The organism is Shimia biformata (assembly GCF_016888515.1).
Lineage (GTDB): Bacteria > Pseudomonadota > Alphaproteobacteria > Rhodobacterales > Rhodobacteraceae > Shimia_A > Shimia_A biformata.
In genome coordinates this window covers 60,642-79,991 of the sequence record NZ_JAFEJK010000005.1, presented here as the reverse complement: position 1 = coordinate 79,991, position 19,350 = coordinate 60,642, and the positions used below count along the sequence as shown (strand labels likewise).

The 19,350-nt window shown below is 59.9% G+C and carries 16 protein-coding genes; 9 read left to right on the top strand and 7 right to left on the bottom strand.

Going from position 1 to position 19,350, the window contains the following annotated elements:
- From JQ863_RS19240 to fcl, 5 genes are all read left to right on the top strand, one after another.
- Positions 1–872 (top strand): O-fucosyltransferase family protein (locus JQ863_RS19240; RefSeq protein WP_204115975.1); only part of this gene is annotated, 872 nt, incomplete at its 5' end.
- Between the two features lie 33 nt (positions 873–905).
- Positions 906–1,547 (top strand): hypothetical protein, encoded by a 642-nt coding sequence (locus tag JQ863_RS19235; RefSeq protein ID WP_204115973.1) that lies wholly within the window; start codon positions 906–908, stop codon positions 1,545–1,547.
- Positions 1,548–1,592: 45 nt separating this feature from the next.
- On the top strand, positions 1,593–2,834 hold the full coding sequence (locus tag JQ863_RS19230) for a hypothetical protein (RefSeq protein WP_204115972.1): 1,242 nt from the start codon (positions 1,593–1,595) through the stop codon (positions 2,832–2,834).
- Between the two features lie 22 nt (positions 2,835–2,856).
- Entirely contained in the window at positions 2,857–3,981 is a 1,125-nt protein-coding gene (gene gmd / locus JQ863_RS19225; RefSeq protein WP_204115971.1) for a GDP-mannose 4,6-dehydratase, read from the top strand.
- 61 nt (positions 3,982–4,042) lie between these two features.
- Positions 4,043–4,990, top strand: coding sequence for a GDP-L-fucose synthase (gene fcl / locus JQ863_RS19220; RefSeq protein ID WP_275411583.1), 948 nt, complete (start codon positions 4,043–4,045; stop codon positions 4,988–4,990).
- A 10-nt stretch (positions 4,991–5,000) separates the two neighbouring features.
- Here the strand turns inward: fcl and JQ863_RS19215 are convergent, their stop codons facing one another.
- The 4 genes from JQ863_RS19215 to JQ863_RS19200 are packed head-to-tail and all read right to left on the bottom strand — an operon-like array spanning position 5,001 to position 8,710.
- A complete protein-coding gene (locus JQ863_RS19215) occupies positions 5,001–6,065 on the bottom strand; it encodes a glycosyltransferase family 10 domain-containing protein (RefSeq protein ID WP_204115970.1) in 1,065 nt (354 codons plus the stop codon).
- Entirely contained in the window at positions 6,062–7,135 is a 1,074-nt protein-coding gene (locus JQ863_RS19210) for a hypothetical protein (RefSeq protein WP_204115969.1), read from the bottom strand. The genes JQ863_RS19215 and JQ863_RS19210 overlap by 4 nt, the downstream gene beginning before the upstream one ends.
- Complete coding sequence (locus JQ863_RS19205; RefSeq protein WP_204115968.1) at positions 7,129–8,193, bottom strand: glycosyltransferase; 1,065 nt, start codon at positions 8,191–8,193, stop codon at positions 7,129–7,131. Before JQ863_RS19205 ends, JQ863_RS19210 begins: the two co-directional genes overlap by 7 nt.
- Positions 8,177–8,710: a hypothetical protein gene (locus tag JQ863_RS19200; RefSeq protein ID WP_204115967.1), complete on the bottom strand. Its 534-nt coding sequence runs from the start codon at positions 8,708–8,710 to the stop codon at positions 8,177–8,179. The genes JQ863_RS19205 and JQ863_RS19200 overlap by 17 nt, the downstream gene beginning before the upstream one ends.
- A 169-nt stretch (positions 8,711–8,879) precedes the next feature.
- Between JQ863_RS19200 and JQ863_RS19195 the strand changes: the two genes are divergently transcribed.
- On the top strand, positions 8,880–9,038 hold the full coding sequence (locus tag JQ863_RS19195) for a hypothetical protein (protein WP_204115965.1): 159 nt from the start codon (positions 8,880–8,882) through the stop codon (positions 9,036–9,038).
- Between the two features lie 1,130 nt (positions 9,039–10,168).
- Positions 10,169–10,840 (top strand): hypothetical protein, encoded by a 672-nt coding sequence (locus JQ863_RS19190; RefSeq protein WP_204115964.1) that lies wholly within the window; start codon positions 10,169–10,171, stop codon positions 10,838–10,840.
- Positions 10,841–11,067: 227 nt separating this feature from the next.
- Here JQ863_RS19190 and JQ863_RS19185 read toward each other — a convergent pair whose 3' ends face one another.
- Both JQ863_RS19185 and JQ863_RS19180 read right to left on the bottom strand, forming a co-directional pair.
- Positions 11,068–11,304, bottom strand: a complete 237-nt coding sequence (locus tag JQ863_RS19185; RefSeq protein WP_204115963.1) for a metallophosphoesterase family protein — start codon at positions 11,302–11,304, stop codon at positions 11,068–11,070.
- A 48-nt stretch (positions 11,305–11,352) separates the two neighbouring features.
- Positions 11,353–13,467 carry an AAA family ATPase gene (locus JQ863_RS19180; protein WP_204115961.1) on the bottom strand — a complete coding sequence of 705 codons (2,115 nt, stop codon included), beginning with the start codon at positions 13,465–13,467 and terminating at the stop codon, positions 11,353–11,355.
- Between the two features lie 222 nt (positions 13,468–13,689).
- Here JQ863_RS19180 and JQ863_RS19175 point away from each other — a divergent pair, with 222 nt between their 5' ends.
- Together JQ863_RS19175 and JQ863_RS19645 are read left to right on the top strand one after the other, a co-directional pair.
- On the top strand, positions 13,690–14,151 hold the full coding sequence (locus tag JQ863_RS19175) for a MarR family winged helix-turn-helix transcriptional regulator (RefSeq protein WP_204115960.1): 462 nt from the start codon (positions 13,690–13,692) through the stop codon (positions 14,149–14,151).
- Positions 14,135–14,386: a WGR domain-containing protein gene (locus JQ863_RS19645; RefSeq protein ID WP_204115959.1), complete on the top strand. Its 252-nt coding sequence runs from the start codon at positions 14,135–14,137 to the stop codon at positions 14,384–14,386. Before JQ863_RS19175 ends, JQ863_RS19645 begins: the two co-directional genes overlap by 17 nt.
- Before the next feature lie 1,316 nt (positions 14,387–15,702).
- Here JQ863_RS19645 and JQ863_RS19165 read toward each other — a convergent pair.
- Complete coding sequence (locus JQ863_RS19165; protein ID WP_204115958.1) at positions 15,703–19,044, bottom strand: hypothetical protein; 3,342 nt, start codon at positions 19,042–19,044, stop codon at positions 15,703–15,705.
- Positions 19,045–19,350 lie beyond the last annotated feature (306 nt).

The window sequence follows — 19,350 nt, the reverse complement described above, 5'->3', positions numbered from 1 at the left end:
GGGCCGCGCCAGCGGTGACGTCCGGCCGGGCCCGGCTGTTCATCGATGCCCAGCACGGGCTGGGCAACCGGCTGCGGGCCATCGGTTCAGCCGGGGCAGTGGCTGAGCGGACGGACCGCGAACTGGTGGTGGTCTGGGAGCCCGATCACCATTGCGAGGGCCGGCTGTCGGATCTCTATGACTATGACGGCGCGGTGATTGAACAGACCTTTGCCCGGGATGCCGCCGAACAGGGGATGCAGGTCTTCAACTACATGGAAGTGGAAGAGGGCGCCGAAAAGGAAGCCTGGATCGCCCCGGAGACGGCCGGCGATCTCTATGTGCGCTCGGCCTATGTGCTGAACTCGCCCCATTCCGACTGGGACGCCGAGAACCGCTTTCTGCGGGCGCTGTCCCCGGTGGCGGCGGTGCGCGCGCTGGTGGCCTCGGTGCGCAGCCCCAACGATCTCAGCGCCCATGTCCGCATGGTCGGGGCGCCGGGCAGCGACACCGCCAGCTATGACCGCGCCGAGAACTGGACCCCCGAGGGCCATGCCGAGATCCACCGCTGGCGCGAGAGGAGCCATTTCTCGCATTTCATGCGCCGGATCGACACGCTGGTCGCCGAAGGCCGCGCCGACCGCATCTTTGTGGCCGCCGACAAACCTGAAACCTATGCCGAGTTCCAGCAGGCTTACGGCGACCGCCTCGCCTATCTGCCGCGCACGCTTTACGACCGCTCGGCCGAACAGCTGCGCTATGCCTTGGCGGATGCGCTTTTGCTGGCCAGTTCACCCTTGCTTCTGGGCTCGTCATGGAGTTCCTTCTCGGAGCTTGCGATGCGGCTGAGCCCGCAGAAGATGACCATCGAATTGAGCGGCAAGGATTTCTAAATGCGCATCCTGCATTCCGAAAAAATCATTTTCGTGAGCAAGCCTCGCTGCGCCTCCACCTCGGTCCGACGGTTTCTGTCGTCCCGGATGGTGGAGGGGGACATCGCGGTCGATGTGCCCGATCATGACCGCAACCTGCACCCGCACATGTCGGCATTCGCCATCCATAACTGGATGCAGGCCCACGGCTATGACCCGGCTGAGTATTTCACCTTCACGGTCACCCGGAACCCGATCTCGATGCTGTGGTCCTATTTCAACTACTTCCAGCCCGATCACAGGTCGCGGTACAATTTCAGCTCCGACTATGACGCCGGCCAGCGGATGGATTTCGTCGATTGGCTGCGGACCGGATCGCTTGGGCTGGGCAAGAGCTGGCGCGAGACCGTGCCCAGTTTCATCTCGGAATCCAACCTCAGCCCGCTGAACCTCGAAACGCATGTCTGCGACCCCAGCGGCCGGGTCTGCGTCGACGGGATATTCATGATCGAGGACCGGGCGCGGCTGGAGCAGTTCCTGACCCGCCGCTGTGGTCTTGAAGGGGAGCTTGCCAGCCGCAACCAAAGCGGCGCGGGCGCAGAAATCCCGGCCATTCCGGCTGATGCCTATGCGCATGTTCTGCGCCAGTTTCCCCTGGAATCAGCGCTTTACGATCTGCGGGCCCGGGCCACATGAGAGCATGTAGCCCGGTGATCACAATCCAAGCGTGCGAGTTTTAACATGAAGCTGATCGAACTGACCGATGTCGAGCAGAGGGTGCACGCCTATAGCGCGCTGGCGCGGCATCAAGACCGGCTTGCCATTGACCGGTGTTTCTACATTTCGCACCACGAACACTACCCGGCCTTCAAGCAGATCTTGGTCGAGAGCCTTACCAAAACCCGCCCCCACTGGCCTCTGGGACCACGAGATGTCGTCGTGATTGACCGCTCGCGCGAAGCCGGAACCCGTTTCGACACGGATCAGGCCAGGGCGTTGTCCGAGTTCTGCAAGACCGCGGGCCTGCCGCTGGCCAATGTGGTGATGGTTTCGCAATCCAATAACCTCGGCGCGTACTACCAGTCTTTCAGGGAAATTGGCGCCACGCAAAAACCCGGCTGGGTCGCCTATCATCACTTTTTCCAGCGGCTGGCAGAATTTTACGCCGATATGCCGCTGACCGATTGCGACTATGACCGCCTGGTCGACCTACCGCCCCGGTTTCTATGCACTAACAACAAGCTGAGATCCCATCGCAGGGTGCTGGTGGAATACCTTCTGGCGACAGAGAAAACCGAAAGATACTTTCTGTCCTTCCGTATGAAGGACGTGTTCGGGACAGCCGCCAATTACGATACGTTTGTGCAAAATCATTTCCCGGGATTTGAACAGCTCCTGTCCCGGCAGCACGCAGGTGGGGCAGAGCCTCAGGAGTTCGACCTGGACGAAGGGGAAGCCAAGGTCAGCTACATCGACAGCTATCCGGAAGACCCGGCCCGGCAATCCATCCTCGCATTGGTGTCGGAAAGCGACATGCTGCCCCCCATGCTGCGGGTCACGGAAAAGTCGCTGAAACCCTTTGTCTTTTTCCGCCCACAGATCGTCTGGGGACCCGCAGGCGCCCTGACCCTGCTCAGGCAGTTCGGCTTCAGGACCTTCGGGAATGTCATCGACGAGAGTTACGACGCGACCGTGGCACCGCAGAACCGGCTGATGCAGATTCTTGCCGAGATGGATCGGCTTTACGAACTCCTGTCGGATCGGGATGCCCGGCAACGGTTCATCGCGGACACGCGCGATATCTGCGCGCATAATCAGGTCCATCTGCAGAAACACCTGATTGACAGGATCCAGGAGGATTTTGTCCAGGCGTGCAATTTTCTTGTCCAGAGATCGGTGATGGGGCTGGAACAACCGATCCCCGCCTGCGACAGCACCACGGGCACGGCGACCGAAATTCCCCCTGCGGCGCGCCAAAATTGAACAAGAAGAAGGTTTCATCTCTATGAGCAAACGCGCATTGATCACCGGGATCACGGGACAGGACGGGTCCTATCTGGCGGAGTTCCTGCTGGACAAGGGATACGAGGTCCATGGCATCAAGCGGCGGGCCTCGTTGTTCAACACCCAGCGGGTCGACCACATCTACGAGGACCCGCATACCGACCATGCCCGGTTCCACCTGCATTACGGCGACCTGACCGACACGTCGAACCTGACCCGGATCCTGCAGGAGGTGCAGCCCGACGAGGTCTATAACCTCGGGGCGCAATCCCATGTGGCGGTCAGTTTCGAGGCGCCGGAATACACGGCCGATGTCGATGCGATGGGTACGCTGCGCCTGCTCGAGGCGATCCGCTTCCTGGGGTTGGAAAAGAAGACCCGGTTCTACCAGGCCTCGACATCCGAGCTTTACGGGCTGGTGCAGGAGATCCCCCAGCGCGAGACCACCCCGTTCCACCCGCGCAGCCCTTACGCGGTGGCCAAGATGTATGCCTACTGGATCACGGTAAACTACCGCGAGGCCTATGGAATCTATGCCTGCAACGGCATCCTGTTCAACCACGAGAGCCCGCGCCGCGGCGAGACCTTCGTGACCCGCAAGATCACCCGCGGCCTGGCCAATATCGCCCAGGGGCTGGAGCCCTGTCTTTACATGGGCAATATCGACGCGCTGCGCGACTGGGGCCATGCCAAGGATTACGTGCGGATGCAGTGGATGATGCTGCAGCAGGACCAGCCGCAGGATTTCGTCATCGCCACCGGGGTTCAGTACTCGGTGCGGGAGTTCATCACCTGGACGGCGGCAGAGCTGGGGATCAGCCTGGCCTTCAGCGGCGACGGCGTGGACGAGATCGCCACCGTCACCGCGATCGAGGGCGACAAGGCCCCGGCGCTGAAGGCCGGCGATGTCATCATGCGGGTCGATCCGCGCTATTTCCGCCCCGCCGAGGTGGAAACCCTGCTGGGGGACCCCTCAAAGGCCAAGGCCGAGCTGGGCTGGACCCCGGAAATCACCGCCCAGGAGATGTGCGCCGAGATGGTGGCCGAAGATCTCAAGGTCGCGCGGCAGCACGCGCTCTTGCGGGCGCATGGCTACAAGATCCCGGTGAGCGTGGAAAACGGCTAGGGACAGGTGCGGCACAGGGGCTGCTCCTGTGCGGGACCCATTTGGAAGACGGGAAAAGAAGATGACACAGACCTATGACCTGACTGGCAAGCGCATCTGGGTCGCGGGGCATCGCGGCATGGTGGGGGCGGCGCTGGTGCGGCGGCTGCGGCAGGAAGACTGCGAGGTGATCGAGGCCGGGCGCGATGTGGTCGACCTGGTGGACCAGGCTGCGGTGCATGGCTGGATGGCGGCCGAACGCCCCGACGCGGTGATCCTGGCCGCGGCGCGGGTCGGCGGCATCCATGCCAACAACAGTGCGCCGGTGGATTTCCTCTATGACAACCTGATGATCGAGGCCAATGTCATCCACGCCGCCCATGCGGCGGATGTCGAGCGGCTGCTGTTCCTGGGCTCGTCCTGCATCTACCCGAAACTCGCCCCCCAGCCGATCCCCGAGGACAGCCTGCTGACCGGCCCGCTGGAGCCGACCAATGAATGGTACGCCATTGCCAAGATCGCCGGGATCAAGCTGGTCGAGGCCCATCGCCGGCAATATGGCCGTGACTGGATCTCGGCCATGCCGACCAACCTTTACGGGCCGGGGGACAATTACGACCTTGAAACCAGCCACGTACTGCCCGCGCTTCTGCGCAAGTTCCACGAGGCCAAGCGCGACAATGCCGAGACGGTCACGGTCTGGGGCTCGGGCACGCCCCTGCGCGAGTTCCTGCATTGCGACGACCTGGCGGATGCGCTGATCTTCCTGCTCAGGACCTATTCCGGCGACACCCATGTCAATGTCGGCTCGGGGGTCGAGGTGTCGATCCGCGAACTGGCGGAAACCATCGCCGAGGTGGTCGGCTACGAGGCCGAACTGGTGTTTGACGCCACCAAGCCCGACGGCACCCCGCGCAAGCTGATGGACAGCAGCCGCCTGCACCGGATGGGCTGGAACGATGTCCGCAGCCTGCGCGACGGGCTTGGACAGACCTATGCCATGGCCTGCGCCGACGGGGTTCTGTCCTGAAAGGGTCGCCTCAGGCGGCGCGCGCCGCGTCCAGCACTCCGGTCAGCGCGTCGGGCACCGCTCGCGCCAGGCGGCGGCGTTCCGCGATCCAGGCGGCGCTGTCGCCGAACAGCGCCGACAGCCGGGCCTGGGCTGTGGCATAGGCGTCGAACGTGGCGCTGTCGGGCTGCCAGCCGCGCAGCCGCGCGGCGGCCTCGGACGGGTCCAGCCCATGCAGGTTGATCCAGGCCTCTTCGGGCAGGCCGAAGCCATGCACGCGATGCTGCGGCGAGGCGACGTAAAGCGGCACCGCGCCGCAGGCGAAGGCGTCAAAGAATTTCTCGGTGACATAATCGGGCTGGTGGGTGTTCTCGATCGCGCCCATCATCCGGGTGCGCCCATCCAGCCGGGTCAGCTTGTCGAGATGCCAGTCGGGCAGGTCGAAGCGGCGCGTGCCGCCCTGCCAGGAATGGCCCAGAACTTCGGTTTCCGCGCCAGTCTCTGCTCTGGTGTCAGGGGTCAGGCAGGCCTCGGCCAGCCGGGTGCGCCAGGCACAAAGTCCGACCAGGTCGCCCTCGGGCCAGCTGACATCGTGCCAGGGTTCGGGGCGGCGTTCGAACATCAGGGTCAGGGCCATCCGGCGCGCGGCAAAGGCCGCCTTCCAGTCGCGGGCGCTCTGCCGGGCATTGCGGGCAAAGCGGAACCGATAGGCATTGGCAAAGCGGTGGTTGGTCAGCAGGTAATAGGGGATGCGGTCGAACCGGAAGATATCGCTGGTCTGGTGATTGAGCTGGATCACCGGCAGGTCGCCCCAATCGGTCGGGACATGGATCAGCCGGTCCATCGGGCGACGCCCCCAGATCGTGTCCCAGAACGGTTCCTCGGACATCAGCACCACCGGCACCCGCCGCCGCCGCCAGTCCTCGACCAGGGCGCGCGGGGCCTCCTGGATGTCGGGAACATGAGAAAACAGGTAGAGATCGGCCCGCGCCGGCTGGCCGACATATTTGATCTGCCCCTCCCAGAGCGGCGCCAGCGCCGGGTAGGACAGCGGCGTCCGGTGGGAATGCAGGCCGATGCGGAAGACGCGGATCATCGGGCGCGGATCCGGTCATAGAGGCGGCGCAGATAGTCCGGCCCCGGCAGGGCCAGGTCGAGATCGGCGCGCAGCTCTGAAAGCGCGGCGGCCAGGGCCTCGGTCCGGCGCTGCTCGGCGGTTGCGAGGTCCAGAAGCAGCCCGGTCAGCGCCATGGCGCGTCCCTCGTCCTGCAATGTGCGTAGCAGATCGGCGGCAGGCCCGGTGCCGGGGATGCCGGCGGCCGGGATCAGCTGCGGGGTAAGCCGGGCCAGCAGGTCTTCGGCGGCGCGCAGGATCGCGCGCGCCTCGTCCGGGCCGGTAAAGGCCAGCGCGTCCCCGGCCTGTGTCAGCGCCTGTTCCCGCGCGGCGGGAGCGGCGTCATCCCCGGCCGGGATCGCGGCAAAAACCGGGGCGGCCGACCGGCGCCGGAACCGGCTGAGCCAGACCACGTCGGACCAGGGCAGGGGGCGTTCGGCCCGCTCAAGGGCAAGGCGCCACAGCGCCACGGGGTCGGTTTCGTCGGCGGCGTCGAGCCGCGCCAGCAGGTCGCGGTGGATCACCAGCCGGGCCGGGTCCGGCATCAGCGCGCCAAGCGCCGCGCGGTCGGGCCGTGGCGCCAGCGCCGCCAGCCGGTCCGCGTCCGGGGCGGGCAGGGCAACAGCCGGGGCGCCCAGCCACCAGCCCCGGTTCACCACCACGAGGTCCGGCTGATCCGGGCCGTCTCCGGCCAGCCGCCGGCGCAGCCGGTCCAGCGCGCCGGGGTCGATCATGTCGGCGGCATCCAGCGCCAGAAGATAGGGGCCCCCGTTCTGCGCCCCCTCCCGTGTCCCGGCCTCTGTCCGGTCCCGGACCAGAGACGGGACCAGTTTCAGCGCCGCGGCCCAGGACAGGTCGGCCTCATCCATGCGGACCGGGTCAAGCCCCGCCCGGGCCAGTTCGGGCAGGGTGTCGTCGCCGGGATCGCCACAGACCAGCGCGACCAGGTGGTCGGCCCCGGTCAGCGCGTGGCGCAGGTGGTCCAGTGCCCGGCGCAGCACCGGCGCGGGCACCGGGTCGGCGGCATGGATGCGCAAAAGGATGGTCAGCATGTCAGGGCCCTCCGGCTGTCGTCCCCACCGTTGTTCCCACTGTCGCCCGCGCTGTCACCCCCGGCCATCTGCAGGCACAGCCGCAGCGCCAGCACCGGGTCGCGCCGGCTGATCCGGTCAAACAGGGGCGGGTCCATGTGGGTCTGCCAGAAGGCGCGCGTGGCCTGGTCCAGCGCGGGGTGATGGGCCGCATCAAGCGCGCTCCGCACCCAGTCCAGAAGCCCGGCGGCGAAGGTGATGAACGCGTCCCCGAGCCCCGGAGGTCCGGCCGCGTCGGGCGCGTCCGCCAGCGCCGCGGCGACCTCGGTCAGCGGCTCGAAGACACAGAGCCGCTCTGCGCTGGTGCGGTTGGTCATACGGCCGCCGCCCTCGCGGACCTCGTGGATCGCCGCCACCCGGTCCGAGGCCAGCACGGTGTCCGCGTGCAGGAAACTCATCCAGTGCAGGCGGATGTCATTGTGCAGCGGCGTCGGGGAACAGCGCACGTCAGGATGGTCGCGCAGGAAGCCGGTGCGATAGATCTTGTTCCACGGGTAGTTCGCGGTTTCCGCCAGCGCCGCCAGCGCGCCGCGCGCCGGTGTGAACAGGGTGGCATGTCCCGCCCCGGCCTGCCGCCACAGGGCATTGTCCAGCGCCATCTGCCCCCAGATCCCGCGCCTCTGCGAGCGGCTGTCATGGTGGCGGAACAGGCAGAAGTCGAACGGTTTTCCCTGCAGCTCCTGCCACAGCGCGCCCAGGTCGCGGGTCAGTTGGTCGTCGCTGTCAAAGAACAAGAGATGGCTGGTGGTGACATGGGCGATGGCGCGGTTGCGGGCGGCGCCGGCCCCGGCCGGGCTGTCCTGGCGCAGGATCACCACCTGTGCCTCCTCCGGCCCGGTATCAAATCCGCAGCCATCGGCATGGGCGGGCGGCTCCGAGCCGTCATCGACGATCACAACCTGGTCGAAAATCCCCAGGCCCGCCGCCTGGCGCAGCACCCGGCACAGCCTGTCCTGGTCGTTGCGGACCGGAATGACCAGGACAGGCTCATCGCAGGCGCCCTCATACCATGAAGACACGCAGGTCGATCAGGGCAAGGCGGAAATCCTCGGTCGGCAGGAACAGGATCAACTCGCGCCAGGCCGCCTCGACCGGCAGATCGTCGCGGTACCCCACCGGCAGCGCATCGAGATGGCTGGCCTCTTCGGGGCGCAGCAGAAGATGCTTGTCAAAGAAACAGTCGGTGAAGCTGTCGCCGTCGCCCGACCGCAGACAGACGCGCAGAACCGTGGTGTCAGAGGCGCTGGTACGGGCGGCAAAGCCCAGGACGCCCACCTCTTTCAGGCTGCGGGCGGGCAGGGACAGGTGCAGCCCGACCCAGTCGCCGGCGCCGCCCATCCGGGCGTCCAGTTCTAGGATCCGCCCGCGCGGGGATGTATACTGCCCCGACAGGCGCAGCGCGGGATCGGCATGCAGCGAGAAACCGGGCAGGAATTTCACAATGTCCTTCAGGTCGCCGGTCCGGGACTTACCACGCATCACGGCAAGCTTGTGGTTGGCTTCTCCGTCCGGGCCCAGGGCAATACTGCTGAACATAAACCGCATCTCCTCAAATCCGATTTTGTTGGTGCGGGATTATCGGTGCGAACTCAACTGTAAAATTTTTCCCAGGATCAGCGACGCGCCGACGACGCATGTCCGCAAGGTTTCATCCCGAATGGATCTGGCGCTGAACAGGCAAGAGGCTGCGCTTTTGGGGTAGGATATGCTCAAGGCCGACTATCTGGGTAGTTTCGGCGACGACACCCAAGCCGAGATCGGCGCGATCCTGACCGCACGCTTCGACCGGGATTTCGACGGGAGGCATATCCACCGGCTGCATTCCGAGGATTTTCCCAGGCGCTGGAGCTGGCGTGACAGTTGAAATATTGACGTGACTTTTTTCGTCAGCGACGGTCGGTGCGCTTAGAGCTCCGTGTACTCATACTTCAAGTCGTTCCGTGATGCAGAGCCGAATCGAGCAAAGAACGATAGCCAGCATTTATACCGCCGCCTACTATTCATCGAGGGGGCATTGCCTTCAACCGCAATTGCCTCGAAACTTCCGGAAACTCTGTAAACTTAAGCTTAAAGCCCTTCCGCCCCTCTGACGGGATGCTGACCCAAGCGCCAAGTGTGAACAACTGCCCGTCTATGTCGACAACTCCCTGAAGATCCGGGTCTTCGGCAGATAGTCTCGCCTGATTAAACTTGAGTACACATTCACATTCCCCACGTTCTGTGTCCTTTGGCCAATAGATCTTAAGCGTCAATTCCGCCTCGAATCTGGAATGCACCGCCATATCCGCCAGAACCAGTGCGCGAGCGTTCTGTAAGTTCAGGTACCCTATCCAATCCTCGGTCAGAACCGGCTGGAGATTTTTGTTTCGCACCAACTGGCCGTCAGATTCACCTCTCATTTCCAACCCTTTCCATAGCCCGGGTTGAACATGACCGCGGCCTTGCAAGTCACAAACGCACCCAGTTTCCGATTGTCTCTTGCACGCGCTGCCGCAGCTCCAATCCAGACAGAATTGACAGGCAAGATGTGTCGCTAACCGCCGATACCGGAATCTGGGGCACATGAGATTGGGAGAAGAGGCGCATGTCAGAATCGGAGCAAAGGATTCAAACTGAGCTGCTTGGACTCAGGCTGCATCCTGATCTTCACAGACTGCTCGTCGAAGCTGCTCAGGCCGAGGGACAATCCCCAACCTCACTGGCGCGGTTGATCCTCGCAGATGCGCTTGGCTATGTAGGACCGTGCCCGCTCCGAAAGGCTCCACGCCGACGACGATCAAAAGTGTCGCAAACCGAGATTCAAGTCTCGCTTAGATTTCTGAGTCAGCTTCAATCTGTCGACCAGGAACTCCGGCAACTGGCTCGCCTTGCCCGCGCAAAAAGCGGTTCTTCTGACACCAATTCACCACGCTGGCAAAGCGCTCTTCATCATCAGCTGGGAGAGTGCCTTTCGCTTCTCAAAGACATCAAATCGCAACTGATCGGAGATAGCATATGATCATTAAATCCAGCCGCGTCCCCACAAACCGCACCAAGCAGATCGCAAACTACTTTGGTACCCAGGGCGACAATGACACGGTGAAATGGATCCGAGGCGGAGCGCTGGACATAGAGATGATGGGGGTGAGCTCGCGTATCGCTGGGGCAGTTTTCTCGGTTCATCATGTCATAATTGCTCCAGAAATCGAAACTTGCCACGGAGAGCTCCGTTTGGTTCTGGATGAGTTCGCCCGCGAGTATCAACTGTCCACAGATGCCCGCGCCCAAATTTGCATCGCCGAGCATCAGAAATGCAGGGTGGGGGAGGGCGCCGCGGATCGTCATTGGCACGTCGCGTTGCCGGAGGTCGACCCTTTCACCTGTCGTGTTCTAGATAACAAGTTCACGAAGCTACGCGACGAAAAGGTCGCCCGTATTGCCGAGTTGCGCCTGGGCCATCCGGTTGTTGCCGGGCGATTCAATCGCGCAGTTTTCAAGACTCTCCAATCTGAGCGCCCTGAACTGGATCTCACACCATACAAAAAGGCTCTGCAGTACCTCGCCGAAGAAACAGATTTGGGCGCCGACCGATGGCTCGACGCCCGCCCGCCTCGCCGGACCCGGCAGATCACTCTTCCTGATTTATCCAAGGGGTTTGAAGATCAGCTCACAGCCGGCGCGATCTGAAATTGCTTCATACGTCGTCTGGGAGGAACACACTCAATCTGGAGCGACCGGCAGATTCTTCGCCCGAGTCATGATGTCCGCGATCTGCACCAGTCGATGATGCCAGACATCAACGCAGACATTTACCGCATCCTGGTAGCCAAGGTGGGCATCTTGCACATGCCCAAAAAGGAGCGCAGCACCAGAATGCCGTCGATTCCAATCCCGCAAAGGGGAGTGACACAGTATCAGCCTTTGCGTCCCGGCACACGCTCAAAAAATCGCCGCAATGTCCTCTCGATCTCCCAGCGCGGCCTAAGCGCGACATCTCCAAGGATCCACAAATCGTCATGTTTGGTCACGCTGCTTTCAAGCATCTTCAGATAATGCGCATCCATGCCTCCCACGGACGCAAATGGTCTCTGGCAGGAACCAATGACATTGGCGTGTCCAAAATGAAGGTCGCTCATGAACCAGTTCGCCATTCGATTTCTCCCGCGTAGATAGTTCAGTTGAAGTTGGGCGGGTTGGGCTCATGAGGCCTCGGCATGCGGTGATAATGCTGAGGCTGGACCAGACGTCGGGCGGGCGTCGACCTCCACTTTTTCCCCACTACCAAGAAACACGGCGATGTCGGAGCTTGTCAGTTCACGCTCCTCGACAAGCGCATCCGAAAGCTGTCGGATCTCACTTTCTTTGCACCGAACGATTTCCGCGGCCTGGGCATGCGCGGATTGGATATGCTGCTCGATCCGATTAGCGACAGCTTTGTCAGCCAGAACCAGCGGAAGGTTGGCCGCACTCACATCCCGCCAGACAAGGCTGCCGCCGCCAAGCCCGAAGCTAACCTCGATCCTGGCGGCCAGCAATGTCGCCCGGGCCAAATCGCTGTCTTCGCTGCCTCCGGCCCCGGCAGAGGGATCTCCGACCAGCATTTCTTCCGCAACGCGTCCAGCCAAAAGTGTAGCCAACTCTGTATTGAGATCCGAAAGAGTAGGGCAGGGGGAGATTGGATCGAAAATCACCTGGCCGCCTGCGGGTCCGACGCGCATCCGCTGAGGGAGACCCCTCCCAAGCGAGTACCCTACCAACGCGTGGCCCGCTTCATGAATCGCAACCCGCGTCAGGTTTGACGTATCGATTGACGGCGCCGTTTCGGAAATCGCTGCGTTCAGGTCAGCTTCTGTCAATGTCCGGGCGTGTCGGCGCGCATGGGAATGTGCAAGCCGAACCGTCGCGGCCACATCGGCTCCACTTTGCCCCACCAGCCGAGCGGCGTATTCCCCAAGATCGAGGCGCCCGAGTTCTGTCGGCAGGTGATCTCTGAGAATCCCCTGTAGCGCCGCTTTGTCGGGCAGGGGAAGCTTCACTTTGAGATCAAATCGCCCGGATCGCACAAGCGCAGAATCGAGCTTGTCGACATGATTGCACGCGGCAACCACAAAAACGCCTTCCGTTTTTTGGCTGCCATCCAACATTTCAAGCAGTCCATTGACCACGGCTCGTACATACTCGGCATTGTCACCTGTCACCGTCGCGCGGTCGCCAAAAGAGTCGATCTCGTCGATGAAAAGGATACTTGGAGCATTATCCTGTGCGTCCTGGAAATCCTTCCGCATCGCCGCAAGCATCTGGCCCATGTGGCCGTGCTTTTGCCAATCTGAATAGCTTGTCGGCACGAAATGCGCACCCGCCGCGCTGGCAAAACGCTCTGCACAGTATGTTTTGCCGGTGCCAGGTGGCCCACTGAGCAACAGCCCGTGCGGAATCGCACCCCATTCGAGATCGCCAGCACGCCAGCTCGCGATGTCCCTGGCGCATTGTTCCAGCATCCCGCGTGTCTCGCCCAATCCTTTGACATCGTCCAAAGCCATCGGATTGTCGGTCGCACTTTTCTTTTCCCCCGCGCTGCGACACAGGTGGTGTGCCACAGCCGTCGGTGAAGTCTGGCGCATGGCTACTGCCAGATCGCTCATTGAGACATGGGACAAAGAGAGATCAGCAGGAATACGGCGTCGCAGCGCGTGAAGCTGATGCTGCCAAACCGGGCTCTTCAAGCACGTATAGAGATGACAGATCTGGTCAACATCAAGCCGGGGGAGGGAGACCGTCAGCGTAGAGGCTGCTTTCGCGGCGTCAGGAATCTGGGCAAGGTCAGCAGCCACCACGATCAGTGGCGTCTCACTTTGCAGCGAAATATAGATGTTTTCTTCAAATCGGCCGCTTGACCAAACGCTGCTCTTTTGAGGGTCATCCGAAATAACATTTGGCGATGGCAAACCCTTGTGCTCTTTGGTGATCGCCGCAACCAAACCGGCATCGAGAGCACAGCCACATGCTGAAACGGTCTCTTCGCTGCTCGTTTCGATGAGCGTGACAGAGTATCGCGCAAACAGCCTGTCGACGAGGGCACCACGACCCTTTGGCAGCACACTGCAAAGCTGGATCAACGTAAGCGTCTGATCGATATCCGCGCGACGGCCTTCGTCGATCCAATCTTTGCAAGTTTTTGAATACTGATCAACAGTGTCTGCCCGTCGTGTCTTGGAATCGCGCCAGTTGTCAGAAGCCAATGATTTCAATGCGGACGTGAACCATGCGCCCAGGTCAGGCAGTCCTGGTTTCGGGGAAAGAGTAGAGTCGGACATGGCGATGTCCTTTCACAAGTAAGATTCCTGGGAGCCTGCGCGACGACAGGCAAAAAGAGCGATCTCAAATCGCTATTCGCGCGTGCTGGTCTGCCGCTCCAGGATTCCGTCTTGTGAAGGTCATTGTTCACCACTCATTTCAATGGCATTCAATCTATCTTGACAATTAATCTATTGCAAGCCATTAAATAGATATACGTATCGGTCTGTAGAGGGCAGGGGATGGCGGACAATAAGAACAACGCTAAAATTTGCCGCGAGGTGCTACTGGAACTGCTGCCCAGGCTGCACCGACAGATCTCCCGCGATCTCGCGGATGCCCTTCGCCCACACCGAATGACACCTGCCCAATATTCGATTGTTGCTCTCCTGGACACTGAAGGGCCGCTGCCACCCCGGCGAATATCGTCTGCTCTAAGCCTTGATCAGTCGACCGTGGTCAACACCCTCAACAGGTTGCAGCGCGATGGCTTTGTCAGCCGGCATGATGACCCGGATGATGGCCGCAGCTGTCTTATAAAACCGACATCTGAAGGCCAACGAATACGAAAGAAATGCGAGAAGGCTGTTGAAGGTCTGATGAAAGACTACTCGGACAACTTGTCTGGGTCTGGCTGGTCAAAGCTCTTGGAACTCGTCGGAAAGCTTGAGGAAAGGTTGGTACGCAATGCGGATCCGACTTGAAAAGATCAACCACATCAAACGGCAAAGGCGATTTTACGAGCTGGATGTGCAGAAAACCCTATTCGGCAATTGGTGTCTGAATCGCTCATGGGGTCGCATTGGAAATCAAGGGGGCCGATCAATCGAAGACGTATTTGGATCTGAATCTGAAGCAAATCAGGCCTTGGAAGCTCTCAAATCGCAAAAACTAAGACGTGGATATGCATCCATTCCTGTGCAGCTGAAACTGTTCTGAAGGGTAGGGGCAACACGCGGCGCCAACTCTGACCCAGAACAATCAGGCGGCAATTAAATTTGGTTTTTGAGAAAAGACATTTGAAGACTGCGGACACGCCCGCAAGTACATCGCTTCCTAGGAAGTGGGTCAGGGCGTAGCCGCCCCCGTTATTTGGATCACAAACAGGATCATCCTGGTGCTCCTTACGCGATGAAGCCGGCTGTGACGATCTCGGTCACGAATTTGGTGACATAGACCATCACGGCGACCTCATGGAGACGATGAAACAGATGCTGAATATGCTTGATCATTGTGATCATCCTTTGTGATAGATAACACGTGTAACATTTAATATTGTTTATTGTCAATAGGTTAAATGGAAAAATATTTCTAAAGGATGAATTTGGGTCTGTGCAGAGATCGGTGTCAGAACGCTCTAATTTTTTGTCTTCATTTCCCGAAATCGCCGTCTTCACGTCAGCAGATTAGATCTGAAGACTTTTTTGTCTAAAAAATACGCGGAAGGACCGATGCTCGCGCGATTTTTAGACCGGCGCGCGCATCTGAAGACTGATAACGACGATTCTTAGAATTTTGAAGTTCGGGTAACGGAGGGGAGGGGGGGTGAGCCCCACAGATTTTGCGCTGTCAAAGCCGCCTGTGCGCTACGTCACGGCAAAATTCAGCGTTGTACGGGTGCAACACCAGGATCGAATTGTGATTTCGGCTTCAGGTTTTGGCGGACAGTCACGAACTCAACGGCGGACAATTCAATCTGAGACAATGCAAATTGATTTTATCGAACTACTCAGGTGAAACCTTGGGTTCAACTCGGTTCAAGGTGTGACCAAATGAAGAAAGAGCCCCCCGCACACGGCGAAGGGCCCTTCCAAGTATCCCCACATTCGCGGGGCCGGACCGCGCGCTCTTGATCTTCTTCGGGAACTCTTACAAACGCAAGAACACGAAAAATTTCAACAACTTTAGAGCGAATGTTGGGCTATCCCCACTCTTGTGGGGAAGAGAAGCAAGCTTCTCTACATTCGGCGCTACACAGTCCTTGATGCGATTGATAAAGGATCGCCACATTGCGGTCAACAGAAAAATCACTTAAGCTGTTGAAAATATTGAATTAGTGTTGACAATCCCGAATAAGTTGAAAGTTTCATTGTTGGCAAAATGACGGTACGCAAGAGGGCTGTTGTTTTCTTGAGCGCCGCGGTCGATTTAGAACAATCAACGCTTGTATTTCCACCTTTGATTTTTCAGGGATCTGCTCTGCCAGCCTCCAATGCGCTGAAACCTGCCCTGAAGACGCGGTCGGTTTAGGCGCCTCAAGCCCTCTCTGTCAGAACTTCGAATAATGCCAGCTCTCCGACCGTCTTCTCAATCATCTCCCGCGCGGTTTCAGCTGAGACAAAGATCACCGCCTCCTGTTTGGCCTCGCGCTTCCCTGGTTGTGTCACGCGCTTGTACCTGACCCGCCCCAATGGCTTAGTGTCACATTCGTCTAATAGATCTTTTCCTTCAGCCTGATCTGACAATAGCCTCACCGCCTCGCCATCTTTGCGGGACAGCTCGGGATTGGGCCAGAGGTCGGGCATGACGCGTGATCTTTCCCGCACCGAGAGCGGCAGAAAGCGATACTTGTGGATAGCCCGCTCGATGCGCGTTCCCCCATTCTTGAAATCTTTCCACGTAACAACCTGGTCAATCGTCGCGTCGATTGCGACAGGCGACAGGAGATAGACTGTTTTTGGTGATGTGTTGTGGATCAATCTGATCCGGTCGACCGCTTGCTCGATTTCTGCCTCACGAATCTGACGCAATACGCGGTCTGCCCAGGGATCGGGATGTGTCATGACTTCAAGCGGAACAGCGCCATCTCGCGTGCGAATGCCGCGCCAGGTCGGAACATACTCAGATGGCTTGAGCGTGTCACCGGCCTGCGCGGCAAAGGCGCGGGCGATCCGCTCGACATCCCGCGGCGATGGTTGCTCTCGTCCGATAATGATCGCTGAAGGATACTCCTCCCAGGTGTTGCGGCCGCGCAGATTGCCAAAATGCCCGGCACGCTCTTCGCCATCCAAACCAAGCGCTTCCAGCACCGGGCGGCATGCAAAAACCGCAGCCTCAGGAATCCTTCCGACGACCTCGCGGACATAGCGACGAAAGCGATTTGTATCCTCATTTGCATCTTCGTCCGCGATCACGCGACTTGAATGCCCACAGATCCGGGACTTGGAAAACTGGGTTCCAACAATTTGGGTGAAGCAGGCATTACGCTCGACCGGCACGTGATGATGAATCAGATCAGATCCAAACAAAGCCCGGGCAATCTCGATTTCTCCCGTACCGTCGAGATGAAGGAGTGGTGTTTGCTCTCCATGAACAATGGGCCTTATGCGGCTGACATAGATCACGCAGCCCTCGCCATTGGTGTCTTCAATCTCAATCCCCTCCGCTGCGTCGCTATCCCGGTCAATCTGGAGAAGTAGCGCCTCGAACAGAATTTGCAGTTTCTTGAGATTGCTATCAGGCAAGAGCGACAGTTGATGCTGCGCTGCCGCGAGGGCCTTGGATGCACTTTGTGCGGATGCATGGGCCGTGGCTCTTTTGCAAGCCGCATGCACAGTGCTCGAGACATCCCATGGCTGGAAGCAGTCAAGACCTTCCAGTGCTGTCTCGATCAGGTCTTTTGACACGTCCCGACATCGGAGGCCGTGCAGCAGTCGATCCGGATCGTCCTGAATAGCTGCGAGTATGGCTTGCTGTAGCGGTCGGATAGCAGAAAACTGATAGAACAGGGCCTCCAGGCGCGCCTCTTCTGCTTTGCTCGGCGACCGCAGCCAAGGCTCACCGTGATACTCCAGATCTTCCCGCAGAACGGATGGATCGAGATCGATGATCTCCACGCCAAGATCCCGAGGACGTTCATCAAAGACCACCTGATCGGGCCGAACCTGACCTGGCAAGGGATAGTGAGCATAGTCATGCGGTGCAAAGATGACGGCGCCTTGTGATGATGCAGCCGACCTCTTGATTTGCTTTTCCTGGTGCAGATAGCCGCAAGTCTGACGAAAAGGACATTTGGTGCAGAGATGGCCACGCACGGACAGGCCTTGTCGAGACAGCTTTGCCGCCAATCCGGTCACCCGGCACATCTGCTGGCCGGGCTGGTTCGGATCCTCCTGACCTCTTCCGCGCAGAATGATGGCTTTGGGGGCATCATCGTCCGCATTGCGCTGGAAATCCTCACACGCCTCAGCGACTTTGGCATGGCCGGGCAAGAGCATCAGCGTAACAAGGCCGGTCGCATCGTGCAGCACATCGGACCGGCCATTGCGACCCACCAGAGCGGCTGTTTTACCGACGCCTTGTGCTCCCGTCAGCATTTCCCGCGGACATGAGAGGGTAGGGGGTTCCACCCCATCTGCTGCCTCCAAATCCGATGGCAAGTGACCTTCCATGGCAGCCTTAGCAGCTCTTGCATAAGCGATGGCTCTGCGACCCCAGTCCCGGATGATGTCGCCATGACGCTGAATGGCGTCAGCGCGGCGCTCGCTTGGTGCATCGTGAAAAGGCGAGATCTCTGAAGGGTGTTCAGAAATTGAAATCGGACGCAGCTGACCTGCCGCAAGGCCATTCTCAACCGCCTGCGCATATCGCCTGTGGCCAGACGCTTCACCGGCCCGCAGCAAAACATCTTCAGCGTCTGAAAGCGCCACCACTCCGCCGGCGACGAGGCCACCGATGTAATAGGATTGCGTGTAGATCGTGGTGTTCCGTTGGGCTGCGGCCAGAATCTTCCGTTCGGCAGCACGTAATGCCTTCCGGCCAAATTGGCTCGTGGAAGTGGAAAGACGCGTGGGCGCGGGTGTACGTGGTGTTGGGCGCGGTGAGGGATGGTTCTGTTTATCAGATTTCTTCTGCACCACCGCCGGTGGAGAAATCTCTGCCCAGTCTTGACCACCCTCAAAAACACCTGATCGCGGCAAGCCAGCAAGCGGATCGACGACATTAATGAATGCCGGGCGCGCGATGTAGTGTGGCTGCGCGGCTCCGGCGAGGCTCTCGTCAGCACCAGTTTTCAAATAGATCTCTTTGCGCTCATCGGCGCGGAGCGTTCTGCTGGACAAGCACCAAAAATGAAACTTCGCCAGATGTGCCACACCGGCTGTACCCGCCCGACTCGAGGCCTGCCAAAAGACATTGGCGCCCCTCAGATCGGGCAGACGTTCGACAATGCCATCCCAAACCCATTGCGCCAGCGATGTCGGATCATGCCAGCCCAACGTGTCGGGAAACTCGAGGTCATCGATGTCAAAATTCAGCAGGTTTGACCCGGCATCGACCAGCGTCGCTTTGGCATCGGGCTTGTCATGGATCAGCCGACGGATGACGGATTGGGAACGGGCGTCGTCGGTGACGCTGCCCTGAACAACAATGCTGTCGGTCCTTTGTTCAAGTGCGCGCAGCAAAGTGACCAGATCATCAAAACCGCCAATGACAACCGACTTGGGCTCGAAAAAAGTTGCCCGGTCATAAGGGGCGACTTGATCTGGATAGATCTTCTTTGAAAGGTGTTTCCCTTCAGTCGAGCGCAGAACCGTGATCCGCGCGTTCAATGGGGTGTTTTGTTGCTCGTCAGGTAAAAAGCTGTGTTTGTGTTCCAATGCCTCGGCTCCCGCGAGGCTTGCGGATCGCTGTATCCAGAGGAGCTTTCTCCAACCGTTTCAGCATGACCTTCGCCTCGTCATTCTTGCGGGCGGAATTGCCCGTGAGGCTGGTTTGACCGGAGGCGGTTTCGTGGGGATTAAAATGCGAGGTAACCAAACCTCGGTGTTTATGGTGTCTTAACTATTATGTGCGTCAGACGCTGGTCAGGCCTTTGAAGGTGGAAGGTACGGTCTGAAAAGACACATGCGCAGTTGGCGATTTCGATGCGAATGGACCGAACCCTGCCAACGATTTAATCTTTC